This window comes from Bradyrhizobium sp. Arg237L (assembly GCF_029990105.1).
GTDB lineage: Bacteria > Pseudomonadota > Alphaproteobacteria > Rhizobiales > Xanthobacteraceae > Bradyrhizobium.
In genome coordinates this window covers 1-17,233 of record NZ_JAQMIL010000091.1, presented here as the reverse complement: position 1 = coordinate 17,233, position 17,233 = coordinate 1, and the positions used below count along the sequence as shown (strand labels likewise).

Sequence of the window (17,233 nt, the reverse complement as noted above, 5' to 3'; positions counted from 1 at the left end):
CTCGTCAACATCTTCTCGCCAGAGGAGAATCCGGTGAGCGAACGTTACAGGATGGAAATAGACCGGCACTTTGCCTGGTTCGAAGGCAAGCTGCCGCCGCGGCCCGCAAGGTTTGTCGGGTGGCTGCGCAAGCCGTCGTCGCGCTATGCGCGGATGCCGCTTGCCGTTCTGCTGATGCTCGGCGGCGTCTTCAGCTTCCTGCCGGTGCTCGGGCTCTGGATGCTGCCGCTTGGACTCCTTTTGTTCGCGCAAGACGTGCCAGTGTTACAAAAGCCGACCGCGCGGACTCTCGGATGGGTTGAGCGCAAGTGGACCGAGCGCCAGCGCGCAAAAAACGTGCCGTAATTCGCTGAAAAAACGCGCATTCGCTTCTATTGCTGGTTGTGTGCACCGCAAGGTGTGACTCAAACAACAACATTTTCCGGCAAATTGCAGCTCACGCCGCATTGTCCGCAAATTTCTGCTTTCGCGAATCACCACGCTGATTCATTTTCGTGGCCTGGGGTCAATCTGGAGGCCAACGTAATGAACGTGATTGTTTTTGCTTCGCGTAAGGGGGGCTCGGGCAAAAGCACCCTGGCTGCTCACCTGGCTGCCCATGTACACAAATCGACCAAGCCTTGTCTGCTGATCGACGCCGATCCGCAGGGCTCGCTGACGCTGTGGCACAAGCTGCGCGGCACCAACGAACCGCCGATCAAGGCCGCCGTCAATTCCGTGAGCGGCATCGTGGCTGCGGCCAAGCGCGACGGGATCGAGTGGGTGTTCATCGACACGCCGCCGAACCTGTCGGCCGTCGTCGACGATGCCATCAAGAATGCGACCATGGTGATCATTCCGGCGCGGCCTGGCGTGTTCGACGTCAACGCGGTGCAGGAAACGATCCAGACCTGCCGTTCAACGCGCAAGCCCTATGCGGTCGTGATCAACGGCGCGCCGGCTCAGCGCGATGGCGCCGAGAGCCCGATCGTCACGATCGCGCGCGAGTCGCTGGCGAAATTCCGTGCACCGGTTTGGAGCGGACAGATCACCAATCGCGCCGATCTGTTGATGGCGCTGAGCCATGGTGAAGGCGCCCGCGAATATGATGCCGAGGGGCGCGCGGCCGCCGAGATCGGCCGGCTGTGGGCCGCGATCGAACGTTCGATCAAGGCAATCCGCGGCGCGGCATCGGCAAGCGGCGCGATGCACAAGCAGGCGGCCTGATCACGACAGGCCTTCCAGACTGACAAAAGCGCGCGGCCCCCCGCGCGTTTTTGTTGGTGGTTGGTGTTGTTTGTGACTGGCCAACGCTCTCCGTCATTCCGGGGCGCGCCTCTTGGCGCGAGCCCGGAATCCATTTCGCCACGCGGTCTGCGGATAAATGGATTCCGCGCTCATCGCTACGCGATGCCCCGGAATGACGGAGTGCGTGGTGGCGTTTACGCCACCATCAGCATGTAGAAGATGATGACTGGTGATAAAGTAAGGATCACCGACCAGATGCCGAGCGCCCAGAGGATGTCGCCGGTCGTAAATCCTTGATGGTCTAAAACTGGATCAAATTCTTTGTGCACGATGCGCCCCATATTCTTTGGCGGGGCGATGGATAGCTGAAGCCTTTTAAGGTTCCGCTCGCAGTTTCGCTTGCATTTGACCACAGGTGCTACCGCGGATTAACCACTGCGCGGCGGCCTCTTTTTGCGCCTGTGGAGAGAGCTGATCCCCACCCGGTTTGTGCTGACGCGCAAACCGACCTCCCCTTTTCAAGGGGAGGTGACCACGCAGCCGCTGACCCGCTGCGCTCCTTCCCCAAAAAGGGGGAAGGCTGGGATGGGGGTCGGCCGCGATTCATGCTGTTCGAGGGGAAGCGAGAGCATCACCGATCAGCGCGGCCGATCACATCCATCAACTCGGCGATCTTGCGGCGCTGGTCGGCCTTGTCGCCGGAGGAGATCGCGTGCTCGACGCAATGGGCGACATGGTCGCGCAGGACTTCCTCCTCGACCCGCCGCAGCGCGGCGCGTGCGGCGCCGATCTGGGTCACCACGTCAATGCAATAGCGGTCGTCCTCGACCATCTTGGCGAGGCCGCGGATCTGGCCTTCGATTCGTTTCAGCCGTTTCAGGCAGGAACTCTTGATCTCGTCACGCATAGGGTTCATATACCCCCATAGGGTATCAACTTCAAGGGCCGGAGTTCGGCCGGGAAGAGTTCGCCATGGCAGAGGCAGGTCACGGTCACGCGCATGAGGGACACGCGCATCATCATCACGGCGCCCCAGTGGCTAGCTGCTGCGGCGGCAAGCATGGCGCCGCAGCAGACAACGGCGCGCTCGCGACCGATCCCGTCTGCGGCATGAAGGTCGATCCGGCCACCGCCAAGCATCGCTTCAGCCACAAGGGCGAGGATTACGTCTTCTGCAGCGCGCGCTGCCGCGAACGGTTTGCGACCGAGCCGGAGAAATTCCTGAAGCCCCGCGAGAGCGAGCCGGCGCTCCCGGCCGGTACGATCTACACCTGCCCGATGCATCCGGAAGTGAGGCAGGTTGGACCGGGCTCCTGCCCGATCTGCGGCATGGCGCTCGAACCGGAAGAGGTGACGCTCGACGACAAGCCCGATCCGGAGCTCGTCGACATGACGCGCCGGTTCTGGATCGCGCTGGTGCTGACGCTGCCGGTGTTCGCGATCGAAATGGCTGGCCACGCCTTCGGCATCGAACTGGTGCCGATGGGATGGGCGAACTGGATCTCGTTCGCGCTGGCGACGCCGGTGGTGCTGTGGGCCGGCGCGCCGTTCTTCGTGCGCGGCTGGCAGTCGGTCGTGACGCGCAATCTTAACATGTTCACGCTGATCGCGATGGGCGTCGGCGTCGCCTATGTCTACAGCGTGGTCGGCACGCTGGCGCCGCATCTGTTCCCGCCGGCCTTCCGCGACATGCACGGCCAGGTCGCGGTCTATTTCGAAGCGGCTGCCGTGATCACGGTATTGGTGCTGCTCGGACAGGTGCTCGAGTTGCGGGCGCGCGCGCAGACTTCGGGCGCGATCCGCGCGCTGCTCGGGCTGGCGCCGAAGACGGCGCGGCGCATCACCGAGCATGGCGACGAGGACGTCGCGATCGAGGCGATCGCGGTCGACGATCGCCTGCGCGTGCGTCCGGGCGAGAAGGTGCCGGTCGACGGTATCGTCATCGAAGGCCGCGCCGTGCTCGACGAATCCATGGTCACCGGGGAATCGATGCCGGTCTCCAAGAACGAGGGCGACCGCGTGATCGGCGGTACCGTGAACCAGAGCGGCGGCTTCGTCATGCGCACCGAGAAGATCGGCCGCGACACCATGCTGGCGCGGATCGTCGACATGGTCGCGAAGGCGCAGCGGTCGCGCGCGCCGATCCAACGGCTCGCCGATCGCGTCGCCGGCTGGTTCGTGCCCGCAGTGATCGCGGTCGCGGTGCTGGCCTTCGCCGCCTGGGCGGTGTTCGGGCCCGAGCCGCGCTTCACCTTCGGCCTGGTCGCGGCCGTCACTGTTCTGATCATCGCCTGCCCCTGCGCGCTCGGGCTCGCCACGCCGATGTCGATCATGGTCGGCGTCGGGCGCGGGGCGCATTCGGGCATCCTGATCCGCGACGCGCAGGCGCTGGAGCGAATGGAGAGCATCGACACGCTGGTGCTCGACAAGACCGGCACGCTCACCGAGGGCAAGCCGAAAGTGGTCGGTGTGATCGCCGCGAAGGAGTTCGACGAGACCGAACTGCTGCGCCTTGCGGCAAGCGTCGAGCGCGGCAGCGAGCATCCGCTGGCGCTGGCGATCCTGAACGCCGCCAAGGAGCGCCAGCTTGCGCTCGCCGAGGTCAGCGGCTTCACCTCGCCATCCGGCAAGGGCGCGACCGGCACGATCGAAGGCAAGCAGATCGCGCTCGGCAATGCCATGCTGATGGGTGAATTGAAGATCGCAACCAGCGCGCTCGATGCGGCGGCGGAGACCGCGCGCCAGGACGGCGCGACCGCGATCTATGTCGCGGTCGATGGGCGTGCGGCCGGCGTGATCGCGATCGCCGATCCGATCAAGCCGTCGGCCAGGGACGCACTGGCGGCGTTGCGCGGCGACGGCCTGCGCGTCGTGATGCTGACCGGCGACAATGCGACCACCGCGCGCGCGGTGGCGAAACGGCTCGGCATCGACGAGGTCGAAGCCGGCGTGCTGCCGGAGCGCAAGAGCGAGGTGGTGCAACGGCTGCGCAGCGAGGGCCGTGCAGTCGCGATGGTTGGTGACGGCGTCAATGACGCGCCGGCGCTGGCTGCCGCCGATGTCGGCATCGCCATGGGCGGCGGCACCGACGTCGCGATCGAGAGCGCGGGCGTCACGCTGCTCACTGGCGATCTCCGCGGACTGGTGCGGGCGCGGCGGCTGTCGGTCGCGACCATGCGCAACATCCGCCAGAACCTGATGTTCGCGTTCATCTACAACGCCGCCGGCGTGCCGATCGCGGCCGGCGTGCTCTATCCGGTGTTCGGGATCCTGCTGTCGCCGATGATCGGCGCCGCCGCGATGGCGCTGTCCTCCGTCAGCGTCATCGGCAACGCACTGAGGCTCGCAAGGGCGAAGCTGGATTGATGGCGCGCCTACACCTCCCCTTGAAAAGGGGAGGTCGGTTTGCGCGTCAGCGCGAACCGGGTGGGGATCAGCTCTTTCCACGCGCGCCTGAGCCCGTGGCTTGACCCCATCCCGACCTTCCCCCTTTCAGGGGGAAGGAGAAGGGGGCTACGCGCTTGCAAGCAAAGTCGGTGCGCGACGTTCGATCTCGCGATCCAGCCGCGCTGCAAGCTCCGCGCTTACCTCCACCATCGGCAGCCGCACTTCCGCGCTGTCGATCAATCCCGTGCGCCACAGCCAATGCTTGGCCGGTGCCGGGCTCGGTTCGACGAACAACAGGCGTGTCAGCTCGGAAATGCCTTGCCAGGCTGCTAATGCGGCATCGCGCTTGCCCTGCTTCAGCAGCGATCGCACCGAGGCGAACGCGTTGGTCTCGACATGCGCGGACAACAGGATCGCGCCGTCGGCGCCGTCGCTGAGCGCGTCGAAATATTGCGCGTCTTCGCCGGTCAGCACGCGGAAGCCGGCAGGCCGCCGCTTCAGGAAGTCGATCGATTGCGCGCGGTCGGCGCAGCAATCCTTCATGCCGACGATGTTCGGATGTTCGGCGAGCGCGAGCAGCGTCTCGTTCGTGATGTTGACCGCGGTCCGGTAGGGGATGTTGTAGATCAACAGCGGCCATGAGGCGTGATCGGCCAACGCGGTGAAATGCTGCAGCAGGCCGCGCTGCGACGGCCTGACGTAATAGGGGCTCGCGATCAGGTAGAAGTCGATCGGCCAGGCCGCCGTCTCGTCCAGCACATCCTTGATCTTGGCGGTGCTGGCGCCGGAGAGGCCGAGACAGATCGGCAAATAGCGCCTGATATCGTTGATCTCCGCCCGTACCAGCGCCACGAGCCGTTCGAACTCGCTGATGTCGAGTGACATGCCTTCGCCTGACGTGGCGCCCAGGATCAATCCGTCGACCGGGCCGCTCGCGTAGTGCCGTACCAGACGGCGCAGCGACGGCTCGTCGAGCTTGCCGTCGCGAAATGGCGTGATCAGGGGCAGCCACAGGCCCTGTAATGGGGCGGATAGATCAGTCATGGTCCTTCTCCTTGGGGTGCGTGAAACGCCGGAGACGGGACCAATAAAAAACCCCGTCCAGGCGGCGGGGTCTTCGGGATCGGTTCGGTCGATTTAACTCTATCGCGCGCGTCGATCTCGGCTCCCCGCATGGGGAGCTTTTTTCGACGACAGAGCTGCGCACGAATTCGTGATCATGTCGCGATACTGCTGGGACAGCCGGAGGTTGTCAATGCACGGTTGAGGGCAGAGGGCGAAAAGAAGCCGGGCTCGATCGAGCCCGGCTTAAGGTATTGGCCACGTGAGGCCGACACAATCACCTTCCAAGAGGGATTACTGAGCTTCCGCACCACTGGAGGAGGGGGACATAAGCGTAGCGCGACCGCTCAGCGCATGAGCAGTATGATCCCCATCAGTGCCATGCAGCAACCGTCCGAGCCGCATGTCAGACATGCGGAGTCCGGGGCCTCTATGAAAACAGCCGATTACGAGGGCCAGCGCTGCGCCTTGCTGACCACGAAGTCGCGGAAGACCTGCACGCGCGCCACCGTCTTCAGCTCTTCAGGATAGACGAAGTAGGTGTCGAGCTGGATCGAGTCGGACTCGCCGAACAACTGCACCAGGCGGCTGTCTTCCTCGACCAGGTAATCCGGCAGCGCGGCGATGCCGAGGCCCTGCTGACAGGCGCGCACCAACCCCAGGATGTTATTGACCTTGAAGTAGGGTTCGCGCGGACCCGAGCCGTTGCGGCCGGCATCGATCAGCCAGGCGCGGTTCTGCAGATGCGTCGGGACCTGGGAATCGCCGAGCATGATGATGCGGTGCGAGTCGAGGTCGTCGAGCGTGCGCGGCGTGCCGAAGCGCTTGATGTATTCCGGCGAGCAATAGGCGTGGAAGCCGATCGAGAACAGCTTGCGCTGGATCAGGTCCGGCTGCGTCGGCTTGCGGGTGCGGATCGCGACATCGGCTTCGCGCATCGAGAGATCGAGATCCTCGTCGGTGACGATCAGCGAGATCCGGATGTCCGGATAGAGCTGGGTGAATTCGTCGAGCCGCGGGATCAGCCAGTTGATGCCGAGCGCCGGCGGCGTCGTGATCTTGAGGTCGCCGCTCGGCCGCTCCCGGCTGTCGGTGAGCTTTGCCCGCGCCGCCTGCAACTGCATGAAGACGTCATGGGCGGTGCGGAACAGCAGGTCGCCCTGCTCGGTGAGGATCAGGCCGCGGGCGTGGCGGTGAAACAGCGAGACCGAAAGCTCCTGCTCCAACGCGCTGACTTGCCTGGAGACCGCCGACTGCGAAAGGCCAAGCTGCTCGCCGGCATGCGTGAAGCTTCCCGCTTCCGCCGCTGCGTGAAACACCTTCAGCTTGTCCCAGTCCATGTCCGTAAATCCATCGCGTGTTCTAGCCATGATCATTCCGCCGCCGCGCGATCGCTCGCGCGCAAAGCCAGGAAGCGTTCGGCCTCGAGCGCTGCCATGCAGCCGAGGCCGGCGGCCGTCACCGCCTGGCGATAGGTTTCGTCCGCCACGTCGCCGGCGGCAAACAGCCCGGGCACGGAGGTCGCAGTCGAATTGGGCGCCACCTCGACATAGCCGGAGGGTTTGAGTTTGATCTGGCCTTTGACGAGATCTGTCGCAGGCGCATGACCGATGGCGATGAAGACGCCGTCGGCCGGCACTTCGGTCAGTGCGCCGGTCTTGACGTTCTTCAAGCGTACATGGGTGACCTTGGTCGGGTTCTCGGCGCCGCGGATCTCGTCAATGGCGCTGTCCCAGACCACCTTGATCTTCGGATGCTTGAACAGGCGATCCTGCAGGATGCGCTCGGCGCGGAAATGATCGCGGCGATGCACGATGGTGACCTGCGAGGCGAAGTTGGTGAGGAACAGCGCTTCCTCGACCGCGGTGTTGCCGCCGCCGACCACGACGACCTTCTTGCCGCGATAGAAGAAGCCATCGCAGGTTGCACAGGCCGAAACGCCGAAGCCCTTGTACGTCTCTTCCGACGGCAGCCCGAGCCAGCGGGCCTGCGCGCCGGTGGCGAGCACGACGGTCTCGGCGAGATAGACATCGCCAGAGTCGCAGGTCAGGCGGAACGGCCGCTGCGATAGGTCAAGCTTGTTGACGAGATCGGTCACGATCTTGGTGCCGACATGCGCGGCCTGCTTCTCCATCTGTTCCATGAGCCAGGGGCCCTGGATCACGTCGGCGAAGCCCGGATAGTTCTCGACATCGGTGGTGATGGTGAGCTGCCCGCCCGGCTGGATGCCCTGGATCAGCACCGGCTCCAGCATCGCCCGCGCCGCGTAGATCGCCGCGGTGTAGCCGGCCGGACCGGACCCGATGATGACGACCTTGGCATGGATAGGAGCAGGCATAGGCGAATCCCTTCTCAGGGCGATTTTGTCAGGACTTGTGCGGAAAGCGCCTGGAAAGGCATCGCGGCGGCGCCGCCAGAGTCAAACCCAACTCTATTATATCTGGGTAGCTATGCAAGAATTGCAATCCATATCAGCGATTTTTCCCCGGAACCGCATCAAATCCTGCACTGCACGCGCAATAAAATTGCGGCTGTCGAGCCGACTGGGCTATGAGAGTTGCCGTCAGAACCACCAAATCCTCCAAGCTCTTGGGAACCAGACCCGCGTGTCTAAGAACCTTGACGAGATTGATCACAAAATTCTTGCCGAAATCCAGGCCGATGGCCGAATCACAAATGTGGAATTGGCCAAGCGCGTCGGCATTTCGCCGCCGCCTTGCCTGCGCCGCGTCAGGGCGCTGGAGGAAGCGGGCTATATCCTGGGCTATCGCGGATTGCTCGATCCCCAGCGGCTCGGCTTCGATGTGACGGTGTTTGCCGCGGTGCACTTGTCGAGCCAGGCGGATGCGGATCTGCGCGCGTTCGAGGATTTCGTGCGCAAGGAACCCTTGGTGCGGGAATGCTGGATGCTGTCGGGCGAGGTGGATTTCATTCTGAAATGCGTCGCCCCTGACATGGCGACGTTCCAGAACTTCGTCACCCACCTCACCGCTGCGCCTCACGTGCGCAATGTCAGGACATCGCTGGTGCTGCATAATTCGAAATATGAGGCCGCCGTGCCGCTGGATGTGAAAGCGGCGGGGTGAGGCGGCGATGGCGATCGGTAGCCCGAGTGGAGCGGAACGCGCAACCCGGGACACCTGCGTCAGTGTTTACGAGCGGCCCCCGGGTTACGCTGGCGCTCCACCCGGGCTACGAAAATGAGACTACTTCTTCCTTGCGGCGTCGATGCTGATGGGGCCGCCGCCGGAGGTTGCGAGATAGAGGCAGGCGAAGCAGAACAGGATCGCTGCGGTGCCATTGTTGAGCAGCGGGAGAAACACCGGCGTGGCCGGGTTCTTGAACATGTGCCCGAGGAAGTAGGCGAAGGCCATCTCGCCCGACAGGATGAACGCGGACACCCGCGTGAACAGGCCGATCATCAGTAGCGCGCCGAGCACGAGCTCGAGGAGGCCGGCGACCATGATCAGCGGCGGGATGTCGGCGAAATAGGGGATCGCCGGATATTTGAAGATCTTGGCGACGCCGTACTGAAACAGCAATAGCCCGGTGACGAAGCGAAACAGGCTGAGCGCGAGCGGCTGCCATTTCGAGAAAATCTGGTCCATGTTCTACCCCCTCTGGTGGATGACCGCGGGCATTGTCCGCGGCCGATGGTCGTCTCGCGATGGAGTGCCGCTGCCCACAGCCGGTCAGCTCGATACGCAGAACTGCGCGCGCAGTTCCTTGTGTCGAACCAAAAAACTGGCGCCGTTGCCGGAATGTCCCCTCGCGATAGTTATGAAGCATAATCAAGTGTACGTGTCGCAGACGAGGGAAATGCGACAGCGGTTCCACTCACAATCCTGTTAACGGGATGTGAACCGTAGTCCGTAGCCCGGGCGGAGCCAACGGGGCGCGCGCGACCCGTTGGCTCCACCCGGGCTACGGCAACAAAAAAGCCGCGTCGATAAACGCGGCTCTCTTGCACATTTGAAATGGAATAGATCTAGCGCCACTCGACCTTGGTGATCTCGTAGGCCTTGGCGCCGCCGGGCGCCATCACTTCCACGGTCGTACCCTTGGTCTTGCCGATCAGCGCGCGCGCAAGCGGCGAGGTGATGGAGATGCGGCCTTTCTTGGCATCGGCCTCGACCTCGCCGACGATCTGCCACACCGCTTTCTTTTCGGTATCCTCATCGATCAGCGTAACGGTGGCGCCGAATTTGATGGTGTCGCCTGAGAGCTTGGTGATGTCGATGACGTCGGCGCGCGCCAGCTTGTCCTCAAGCTCCGCGATACGGCCTTCGTTATGGGACTGCTCTTCCTTCGCGGCGTGATATTCCGCGTTTTCCGAGAGGTCCCCATGTGATCGCGCCTCGGCGATGTGCTCGATGATTCGCGGACGATCCACCGACTGGCGGTGCTTCAATTCGTCCGTGAGAGCCGCATATCCGGTCGCGGTCATCGGAACCTTTTCCACCATCATCTCTCATCCTTCAAATCGGGGCGAACCGCAGCGGCGCGCGGATAGGCGTTGCTTCGATTGCGCTGGACTCGGGCCATCACGGCTCAAAACGCCAGCCCGCCCGCTTAGTGATTCGCGGCCCCTGAGGGGCCGAGACAACATCCAAACGGGCGGTGAGTTCCAGCCGTATCGGCTTCATTACCAACCGTTTAGCGGGCCCTGGGAGCGGATATTGGGCCGAGGCTGACGGTCAGTTCTCGGAAAAGTAACTCTGCAGCGTCCGGACCTCAAGGTCCCCGTCCCGGTAGGCGCGGATGCCCTGGGCGGCCGCCACAGCGCCTGAAAGAGTGGTGTAATACGGCACTTTATGCAAGAGGGCAGCGCGCCGCAGAGAACGGCTGTCGGCGAGTGCCTGTGGACCCTCGGTGGTATTGAACACCAACTGGACGTCGCCATTGGTGATGGCGTCGACAATGTGCGGCCGCCCCTCCAGCACCTTGTTCACCTTCTCTGCCGGCACGCCCCTGTCGGTGAGGAAGCGCTGGGTGCCCGACGTTGCCATCACCTTGAAGCCGAGCCCATGCAGCAGCCGGACCGCGTCGGTGATGCGGTCCTTGTCGGTCTCGCGCACCGAAACGAACACGGTGCCCTTGCGCGGTACGCGCGTGCCGCCGCCAAGCTGGCTCTTGGCGAAGGCGACTTCGAAGGAGCGGTCGATGCCCATGACCTCGCCGGTCGAGCGCATCTCCGGCCCGAGCACGGTGTCGACGCCGGGGAAGCGTGCGAAGGGAAATACCGATTCCTTCACGCCGACATGCTCGAGCTTCTTCTTCTTCAGATTGAAGTCGGCGAGCTTCTCGCCGGCCATGATGCGCGCCGCGATCTTCGCGACCGGCGTGCCGATCACCTTGGCAACGAAGGGCACCGTGCGCGAGGCGCGCGGATTGACCTCGAGCACGTAGATATCGCCGTTCTTGATCGCATATTGCACGTTCATCAGCCCGACCACGTCGAGGCCGAGCGCGAGCTCGCGGGTCTGCCGCTCGAGCTCCTCGATCGTCTTGGCATCGAGCGAATGCGGGGGCAGCGAACAGGCGGAATCGCCGGAGTGGATGCCGGCCTCCTCGATATGCTCCATGATGCCGACGATGAAGACTTCCTTGCCGTCGCAGAGGCAGTCGACATCGACCTCGGTCGCATCGGAGAGATAGCGGTCGAACAGCAGCGGGTTCTTGCCGAGCACGGTGTTGATTTGCCCGGTCTTGTCGTTCGGGTAGCGCGCCTTGACGTCGCCCGGCACCAGCTCGGGCAGCGTCCCGAGCAGGTAGTCGGCGAGCTGGTTCTCGTCGCGGATGATCTGCATCGCGCGGCCGCCGAGCACGTAGGACGGGCGCACCACGAGCGGCATGCCGAGGTCGGCGGACACTAGGCGCGCCTGCTCGACCGAATAGGCGATACCGTTCTTCGGCTGCTTCAGGCGGAGCTTGTCGAGCACGCGCTTGAAGCGGTCGCGATCCTCGGCGAGATCGATCGCATCGGGCGAAGTGCCGAGGATCGGCACCTCCGCGGCCTCGAGCGCACGCGCGAGCTTCAGCGGGGTCTGGCCGCCGAACTGCACGATCACGCCGTGCAGCGTGCCGTTCTTGCGCTCGGTCGCGATGATCTCGAGCACGTCCTCGGCCGTGAGCGGCTCGAAATAGAGCCGGTCGGCGGTGTCGTAGTCGGTCGACACCGTCTCCGGATTGCAGTTGACCATGATGGTCTCGTAACCGGCATCGTCGAGCGCGAAGCAGGCATGACAGCAGCAATAGTCGAACTCGATGCCCTGGCCGATGCGGTTCGGCCCGCCGCCGAGGATGACGACCTTCTTCTTGTCCGACGGCGCGCTCTCATCGGCCGCAAGACCTGCGAACGGCGCCTCATAGGTCGAGTACATATAGGCCGTGGGCGAGGCGAATTCGGCGGCGCAGGTGTCGATGCGCTTGAACACCGGGCGGACGCCGAGCGCGTGGCGCTTGGCGGTGATCTCGGCTTCCGTGGTCTCGGCCAGCACGGCGAGCCGCGCATCCGAAAAGCCCATCGCCTTCAGCATGCGCATGCCGTAGCCATTCGGCGGTAGGCCGTGGGCGCGGACCTTGGCTTCCATCTCGACGATGCCGCGCAGCTCGGTGAGGAACCAGGGATCGATCTTGCAGGAATTGAAGATCTCTTCGTCCGACCAGCCCAGCCGCATCGCCTGTGCCACCTGCAGCAGGCGGTTCGGCGTCGGCGTGCCGAGCGCGGCGCGGATCGCGTTCTTGTCGTCGTGCTGTCCGAGACCTTCGATCTCGATCTCATCGAGGCCGGTCAGTCCGGTCTCCAGTCCGCGCAGCGCCTTCTGCAGGCTCTCCTGGAAGGTGCGGCCGATCGCCATGACCTCGCCGACCGATTTCATCGAGGTGGTCAGCGTGTGGGAGGCGCCCGGAAATTTCTCGAACGCGAAGCGCGGGATCTTGGTCACGACATAGTCGATCGTCGGCTCGAACGAAGCCGGCGTTGCGCCTCCGGTGATGTCGTTGGCGATCTCGTCCAGCGTGTAGCCGACCGCGAGTTTTGCAGCGACCTTGGCGATCGGAAAGCCGGTCGCCTTCGAGGCGAGCGCGGAAGAGCGCGACACGCGCGGGTTCATCTCGATCACGACCATGCGGCCGTCGGCGGGGTTGATGCCGAACTGCACGTTGGAGCCGCCGGTCTCCACCCCAATCTCGCGCAGCACCGCGAGCGAGGCGTCGCGCATGATCTGGTATTCCTTGTCCGTCAGCGTCAGCGCCGGCGCGACCGTGATGGAATCGCCGGTGTGCACGCCCATCGGATCGAGGTTCTCGATCGAGCAGATGATGATGCAGTTGTCGTGTCTGTCGCGCACCACCTCCATCTCGAATTCCTTCCAGCCGAGGACGCTTTCCTCGATCAGGACTTCGTCGGTGGGGGAGGCGTCGATGCCGCGCTCGACGATCTCGATGAATTCCGCCTTGGTGTAGGCGATGCCGCCGCCGGTGCCGCCCATGGTGAAGGACGGGCGGATGATGGCGGGCAGGCCGATATGGTCGAGCGCGCGCAGCGCGTCCGGCAGGGTCTTGGTCTGCGTCGACCGCGGCGTCTCCAGCCCGATCTTGGTCATCGCCTCGCGGAAGCGGCCGCGGTCCTCGGCCTTGTCGATGGCGTCGGCCGTGGCGCCGATCATCTCGACGTCGAATTTCTCCAGCGTGCCCTGTTTGCGCAATGACAGCGCGCAGTTCAGTGCGGTCTGGCCGCCCATGGTCGGCAACAGCGCAAAGCCGCCGGGAACGACATGGCGCTCCTTTTCGATGATCTTGGCAACGATTTCGGGCGTGATCGGCTCGATATAGGTGGCGTCCGCGAGCTCCGGATCGGTCATGATCGTCGCCGGATTGGAATTGACCAGGACGATGCGGTAGCCCTCTTCCTTCAGTGTCTTCACCGCCTGGGTGCCGGAATAATCGAATTCGCAGGCCTGGCCGATCACGATGGGACCGGCGCCGATGATCAGGATGGTGGAGATGTCGGTTCGTTTGGGCATCAGCTCTCGCGGGAACAGGAATTTCGGCACAAAAAAAGGGCGCGCTACCGCGCGTCCCTATGGCCACAGCGTGAGGGGTGCCCTCGCGCGCGGGTGGTCTTTAGACCAGATTTTTGGCGTGTGAAACCCCGAAAAAGTCCCCGTCAACCGGCAATTTTGCCGTGGGTCGCCAGCCTGTAGCCCGGGTGGAGCGGAACGCGCAACCCGGGACACCTGCGTCAGCGTTCCCGAACGGCCCCGGGTTAGGCTGGCGCTCAAGGCGGGCTACGGGATGTTTCGAGAAGATTGGAGGCCCGGCCTGGATTTGAACCAGGATAAAGAGCAATGCACTGCTCCCGCGTCGACGCGTTCCGCCACCGGGCCGAGGCGATCATTGCCCATTTCGCAGGCGCTAGCCATGCTTACCCCGGATTAACCCTAACGGTTGCGTGCACGATCATGGGTAGGCGTCATGCGCGACGAACGTCATCCGCCATGGATTGTGGCCGATATTGCGGGGGGCGCGGGAGGCTTTGAAGCCGGCGGCCGCGAGCTTCTTCAGCATTTCCTCCTCGCCGTAGCGCTCCAGGCCGATCCGTGTGCGCAATTGCCGATAGTCCGACAGCGCCGTGCTGATCAGCCCGAGCAGGGCATCCCTGAGGAAGCCGTGCCGGGCGCTGAAATCCAGGAGCGCGAGAACGTCCCTGCCCATGCCGACTTCGGGTCGCAGGACATCGCCGAGCACGAAGCGCCCGGAGGGTTTGAGCAAGCGGCGAATGACGGCGAATGCGGCATCCAGCTCTTCCGGCGTCATATATTGCGCGACCGAATTCATGACGACGAGATCGACCGAGCCTTCGGCCATCTGCCGCACCTCCTCCAGCGAGCGCACCCGGATCTTGGTGTTGGGCGCAAAGCGCGCGATCAGCCGCCCGCGTACGCCGGGCGCGGGCTCCGCAAGATAGAGCGTGGCGCAGGCATCCGCGACCTGGCCTGCGGACAGCGCTTCGCCGCAGGCATAGTCGAGCACGACGGCGTCGGGCGAGGAAATATAGGCAATGATATCCCGCGCAATGATCTGGAAATGCAGGTCGCGATGCAGCTTGCTGACATAAATCGTATGCGTGGAATCGTAATAATCGATCCATTCGTCCATCGGCGGGGGCCCGGCAAAAACTTGGGGTTCCGGCATAGGAACCGGCATCTGTATGATGCGTTAGAGGGGCCGGCGACCAGGAGTTCGGGCCGCCGGTGTCCGGTGTCCTAACAGGAAGGTTCAACGTGAGCAAAGCCAAGCCTGATCCAAAATCCGACAAAATTTCCCCCGACCTCGATACGCCGACCGATCTGCCCAACGAGGCCGTCCAGAAGGTTTCAGCGGCGCTCAATACGCTGCTGGCGGATGCCTTCGCGCTCTACCTGAAGACCAAGAATTTCCACTGGCACGTCAGTGGCCGGCATTTCCACGATTATCATCTGATGCTGGACGAGCAGTCGGACGCGATCTTCGCCACCACCGATCAGCTCGCCGAGCGGGTGCGCAAGATCGGCGGCAGCACGTTGAAGTCGATCAGCCAGGTCAGCAAATTGCAGACCATCAAGGACAACAACGAGGATTACGTGCCGCCGCGCGAGATGCTGCGCGAATTGATGGAAGACAACAAGCATATCGCGGCTGCGATGCGGAAGGCGCGCAACCTCGCCGACGAGCATGGCGACGCCGCCACCGCCAGCATCCTCGAGACCTTCATCGACGAGACCGAGCGCCGCACCTGGTTCCTGTTCGAGGCCAGCCGCCAGGAAGGCAGCAACGCGGCGTAAGGCACGGTCTCGAGGGACGACAAATATTGCGAACGGCAGCGGGGCTGGCTCCGCTGCCGTTTTGTTATAACAAGTTGAGCGGCACCTTCAGGTATCGCTTGCCGTCGGCTTCCGGCGCCGGAAGCTTGCCGGCCTTCATGTTGATCTGCAGCGACGGGATGATCAGCTTGGGCATCTGCAGCGTCCGGTCACGCGCTTCGCGCGTGGCCACGAACTCGTCTTCGGTGATCCCGTCATGGACGTGGATGTTGTGGGCGTGCTGCTCTGCGACCGTCGTCTCCCAGCGGATCTCGCGGCCGTTCGGGCCGTAATCGTGGCACATGAACAGGCGGGTCTCGCTCGGCAGCGACAGAATCCGTTGGATCGAACGGTAGAGATCGCGGGCATTGCCGCCCGGGAAGTCCGCGCGCGCCGAGCCGCCGTCCGGCATGAACAAGGTGTCGCCGACGAAGGCCGCGTCACCGATCACATGCGTCATGCAGGCAGGCGTATGGCCGGGCGTATAGAGCGCGAAGGCCTTCATCGCGCCGACCTCGTAGGTGTCGCCGTCCTTGAACAGGCGGTCGAACTGGCTGCCGTCGCGCTGGAATTCGGTGCCTTCGTTGAAGATCTTGCCGAACGTCTCCTGCACGACCGTGATCTTTTCGCCGATGCCGATCTTGCCGCCGAGCCTGCCCTGGATATAGGGCGCGCCCGACAAATGGTCGGCATGAACATGGGTCTCGATCAGCCATTCCAGCTTGAGGCCGTTTTGCGTGATGAAATCGATGATCTTGTCGGCGGATTGGTAGGCGATGCGGCCGGCCGCGTAATCGATGTCCATCACGGAATCGATCACGGCGCAGGCCTTCGAGCCGGGGTCCTTGACCACGTAGCTGACGGTGTTGGTCGCCGGATCGAAGAACGCGGTGACCTCGGGCTTCACGGAGAGGTCGACGGTGTGTGGGATGTCGGACATGAGCCATTCCTCCAGCCAATCAATCGCATGGACTCAACTATCCATCATATCCAAGCATGGTGAACCGGTGAACCCAAGGGCCCGGGATGCCGCACGGATCACGTTGAAGGGAATGTGGCGTGACGCCTGCTCAGTGGTGTGGGCGTCTGCCGGGTCAGGACCGCTTCCACAATCTGACCAGCGGGCCATCTTCGCCCATGACAGGATCGGTCCTGGGTACCGTCACACGCGGGATCGTCTTCAGCGCCTTGGCGTGATTTTCAGGCGTCGGCCGCGTGATCTCCATCGGCGGTCCCGGCGGATAGGCGCCGACCACGCAGAAATCATTGCTCGATGAAATCAATTGGTGCCCGGTGCCGGCGGGCAGGATCGCGACGTCGCCGGCGGATATCTGCAGTACTTTGCCGCGCTCGCCGCCGAATTGCACGCGCGCGCTGCCTCGTGAGACGCCGAGCACCTCGTGCACGGTCGAATGATAGTGCAGGTAATCGTAGACGCCGTTGCGCCACATCGCGCCCCAGCCATTGGCGCCGAACAATCCTTCGATGGTCTTCTCCGGGTGGTCGCTGTCGACATCGACGGTCGCCTTGTAGACCAGGAATGGCAGCCGGTTGTTCGGCACCAGGCCGTCATCCTCGAAGACGATCGTGAGCGGCGTTGCATCGGCCTTGACGACGGACATGGCGGCCTCCCGTTGGCTTTGCCCACCCTCATATGGGGCTTAGTGAGTCAAGGCTCTCAACGAACAGGGTTGGGTTGGGTTTTTGCGGTG

16 protein-coding genes and 1 tRNA gene are annotated in these 17,233 nt (G+C 63.6%); 5 read left to right on the top strand and 12 right to left on the bottom strand.

Going from position 1 to position 17,233, the window contains the following annotated elements:
* Nucleotides 1–33: 33 nt before the first annotated feature.
* The gene (locus OZ411_RS37555) at nt 34–345 is read left to right on the top strand and encodes a hypothetical protein (protein ID WP_245476663.1); all 312 of its coding nucleotides are present in this window, start codon (nt 34–36) and stop codon (nt 343–345) included.
* 180 nt (nt 346–525) lie between these two features.
* The gene (locus OZ411_RS37550) at nt 526–1,206 is read left to right on the top strand and encodes a ParA family protein (RefSeq protein WP_028165401.1); all 681 of its coding nucleotides are present in this window, start codon (nt 526–528) and stop codon (nt 1,204–1,206) included.
* 215 nt (nt 1,207–1,421) lie between these two features.
* Here the strand turns inward: OZ411_RS37550 and OZ411_RS37545 are convergent, their stop codons facing one another.
* Together OZ411_RS37545 and OZ411_RS37540 are read right to left on the bottom strand one after the other, a co-directional pair.
* The gene (locus OZ411_RS37545) at nt 1,422–1,556 is read right to left on the bottom strand and encodes a hypothetical protein (protein WP_282531981.1); all 135 of its coding nucleotides are present in this window, start codon (nt 1,554–1,556) and stop codon (nt 1,422–1,424) included.
* A 302-nt stretch (nt 1,557–1,858) separates the two neighbouring features.
* A complete protein-coding gene (locus OZ411_RS37540) occupies nt 1,859–2,134 on the bottom strand; it encodes a metal-sensitive transcriptional regulator (RefSeq protein ID WP_282531978.1) in 276 nt (91 codons plus the stop codon).
* Nucleotides 2,135–2,199: 65 nt separating this feature from the next.
* Between OZ411_RS37540 and OZ411_RS37535 the strand changes: the two genes are divergently transcribed.
* Nucleotides 2,200–4,593 (top strand): heavy metal translocating P-type ATPase, encoded by a 2,394-nt coding sequence (locus OZ411_RS37535; RefSeq protein WP_282531965.1) that lies wholly within the window; start codon nt 2,200–2,202, stop codon nt 4,591–4,593.
* A 147-nt stretch (nt 4,594–4,740) separates the two neighbouring features.
* On the opposite strand, the gene OZ411_RS37530 is transcribed toward OZ411_RS37535, so the two are convergent.
* From OZ411_RS37530 to trxB, 3 genes are all read right to left on the bottom strand, one after another.
* Nucleotides 4,741–5,658: a 4-hydroxy-tetrahydrodipicolinate synthase gene (locus OZ411_RS37530; protein WP_282531964.1), complete on the bottom strand. Its 918-nt coding sequence runs from the start codon at nt 5,656–5,658 to the stop codon at nt 4,741–4,743.
* Nucleotides 5,659–6,122: 464 nt separating this feature from the next.
* On the bottom strand, nt 6,123–7,046 hold the full coding sequence (locus tag OZ411_RS37525; RefSeq protein ID WP_028165397.1) for a LysR family transcriptional regulator: 924 nt from the start codon (nt 7,044–7,046) through the stop codon (nt 6,123–6,125).
* A 2-nt stretch (nt 7,047–7,048) separates the two neighbouring features.
* Nucleotides 7,049–8,014 carry a thioredoxin-disulfide reductase gene (gene trxB / locus OZ411_RS37520; protein ID WP_130581939.1) on the bottom strand — a complete coding sequence of 322 codons (966 nt, stop codon included), beginning with the start codon at nt 8,012–8,014 and terminating at the stop codon, nt 7,049–7,051.
* 268 nt (nt 8,015–8,282) lie between these two features.
* On the opposite strand from trxB, the gene OZ411_RS37515 reads away from it, so the two are divergent.
* A complete protein-coding gene (locus OZ411_RS37515) occupies nt 8,283–8,762 on the top strand; it encodes an Lrp/AsnC family transcriptional regulator (RefSeq protein WP_282531977.1) in 480 nt (159 codons plus the stop codon).
* Between the two features lie 120 nt (nt 8,763–8,882).
* On the opposite strand, the gene OZ411_RS37510 is transcribed toward OZ411_RS37515, so the two are convergent.
* The 5 genes from OZ411_RS37510 to OZ411_RS37490 form a co-directional block, all read right to left on the bottom strand.
* Nucleotides 8,883–9,284: a DoxX family protein gene (locus OZ411_RS37510; protein ID WP_282531963.1), complete on the bottom strand. Its 402-nt coding sequence runs from the start codon at nt 9,282–9,284 to the stop codon at nt 8,883–8,885.
* Between the two features lie 380 nt (nt 9,285–9,664).
* Nucleotides 9,665–10,141, bottom strand: coding sequence for a transcription elongation factor GreA (greA, locus tag OZ411_RS37505; RefSeq protein WP_130581942.1), 477 nt, complete (start codon nt 10,139–10,141; stop codon nt 9,665–9,667).
* A 232-nt stretch (nt 10,142–10,373) separates the two neighbouring features.
* Nucleotides 10,374–13,703, bottom strand: a complete 3,330-nt coding sequence (gene carB, locus OZ411_RS37500; protein WP_282531962.1) for a carbamoyl-phosphate synthase large subunit — start codon at nt 13,701–13,703, stop codon at nt 10,374–10,376.
* A gap of 286 nt (nt 13,704–13,989) precedes the next feature.
* Nucleotides 13,990–14,066 (bottom strand) — tRNA-Ala (locus OZ411_RS37495).
* Nucleotides 14,067–14,139: 73 nt separating this feature from the next.
* Complete coding sequence (locus tag OZ411_RS37490) at nt 14,140–14,838, bottom strand: class I SAM-dependent methyltransferase (protein WP_130581944.1); 699 nt, start codon at nt 14,836–14,838, stop codon at nt 14,140–14,142.
* Nucleotides 14,839–14,963: 125 nt separating this feature from the next.
* Here OZ411_RS37490 and OZ411_RS37485 point away from each other — a divergent pair, with 125 nt between their 5' ends.
* Nucleotides 14,964–15,503: a DNA starvation/stationary phase protection protein gene (locus OZ411_RS37485; RefSeq protein WP_130581945.1), complete on the top strand. Its 540-nt coding sequence runs from the start codon at nt 14,964–14,966 to the stop codon at nt 15,501–15,503.
* Nucleotides 15,504–15,567: 64 nt separating this feature from the next.
* Here OZ411_RS37485 and OZ411_RS37480 read toward each other — a convergent pair whose 3' ends face one another.
* Both OZ411_RS37480 and OZ411_RS37475 read right to left on the bottom strand, forming a co-directional pair.
* Complete coding sequence (locus tag OZ411_RS37480; RefSeq protein ID WP_282531961.1) at nt 15,568–16,461, bottom strand: MBL fold metallo-hydrolase; 894 nt, start codon at nt 16,459–16,461, stop codon at nt 15,568–15,570.
* Nucleotides 16,462–16,615: 154 nt separating this feature from the next.
* A complete protein-coding gene (locus tag OZ411_RS37475; RefSeq protein WP_282531960.1) occupies nt 16,616–17,143 on the bottom strand; it encodes a cupin domain-containing protein in 528 nt (175 codons plus the stop codon).
* Nucleotides 17,144–17,233: the final 90 nt, after the last annotated feature.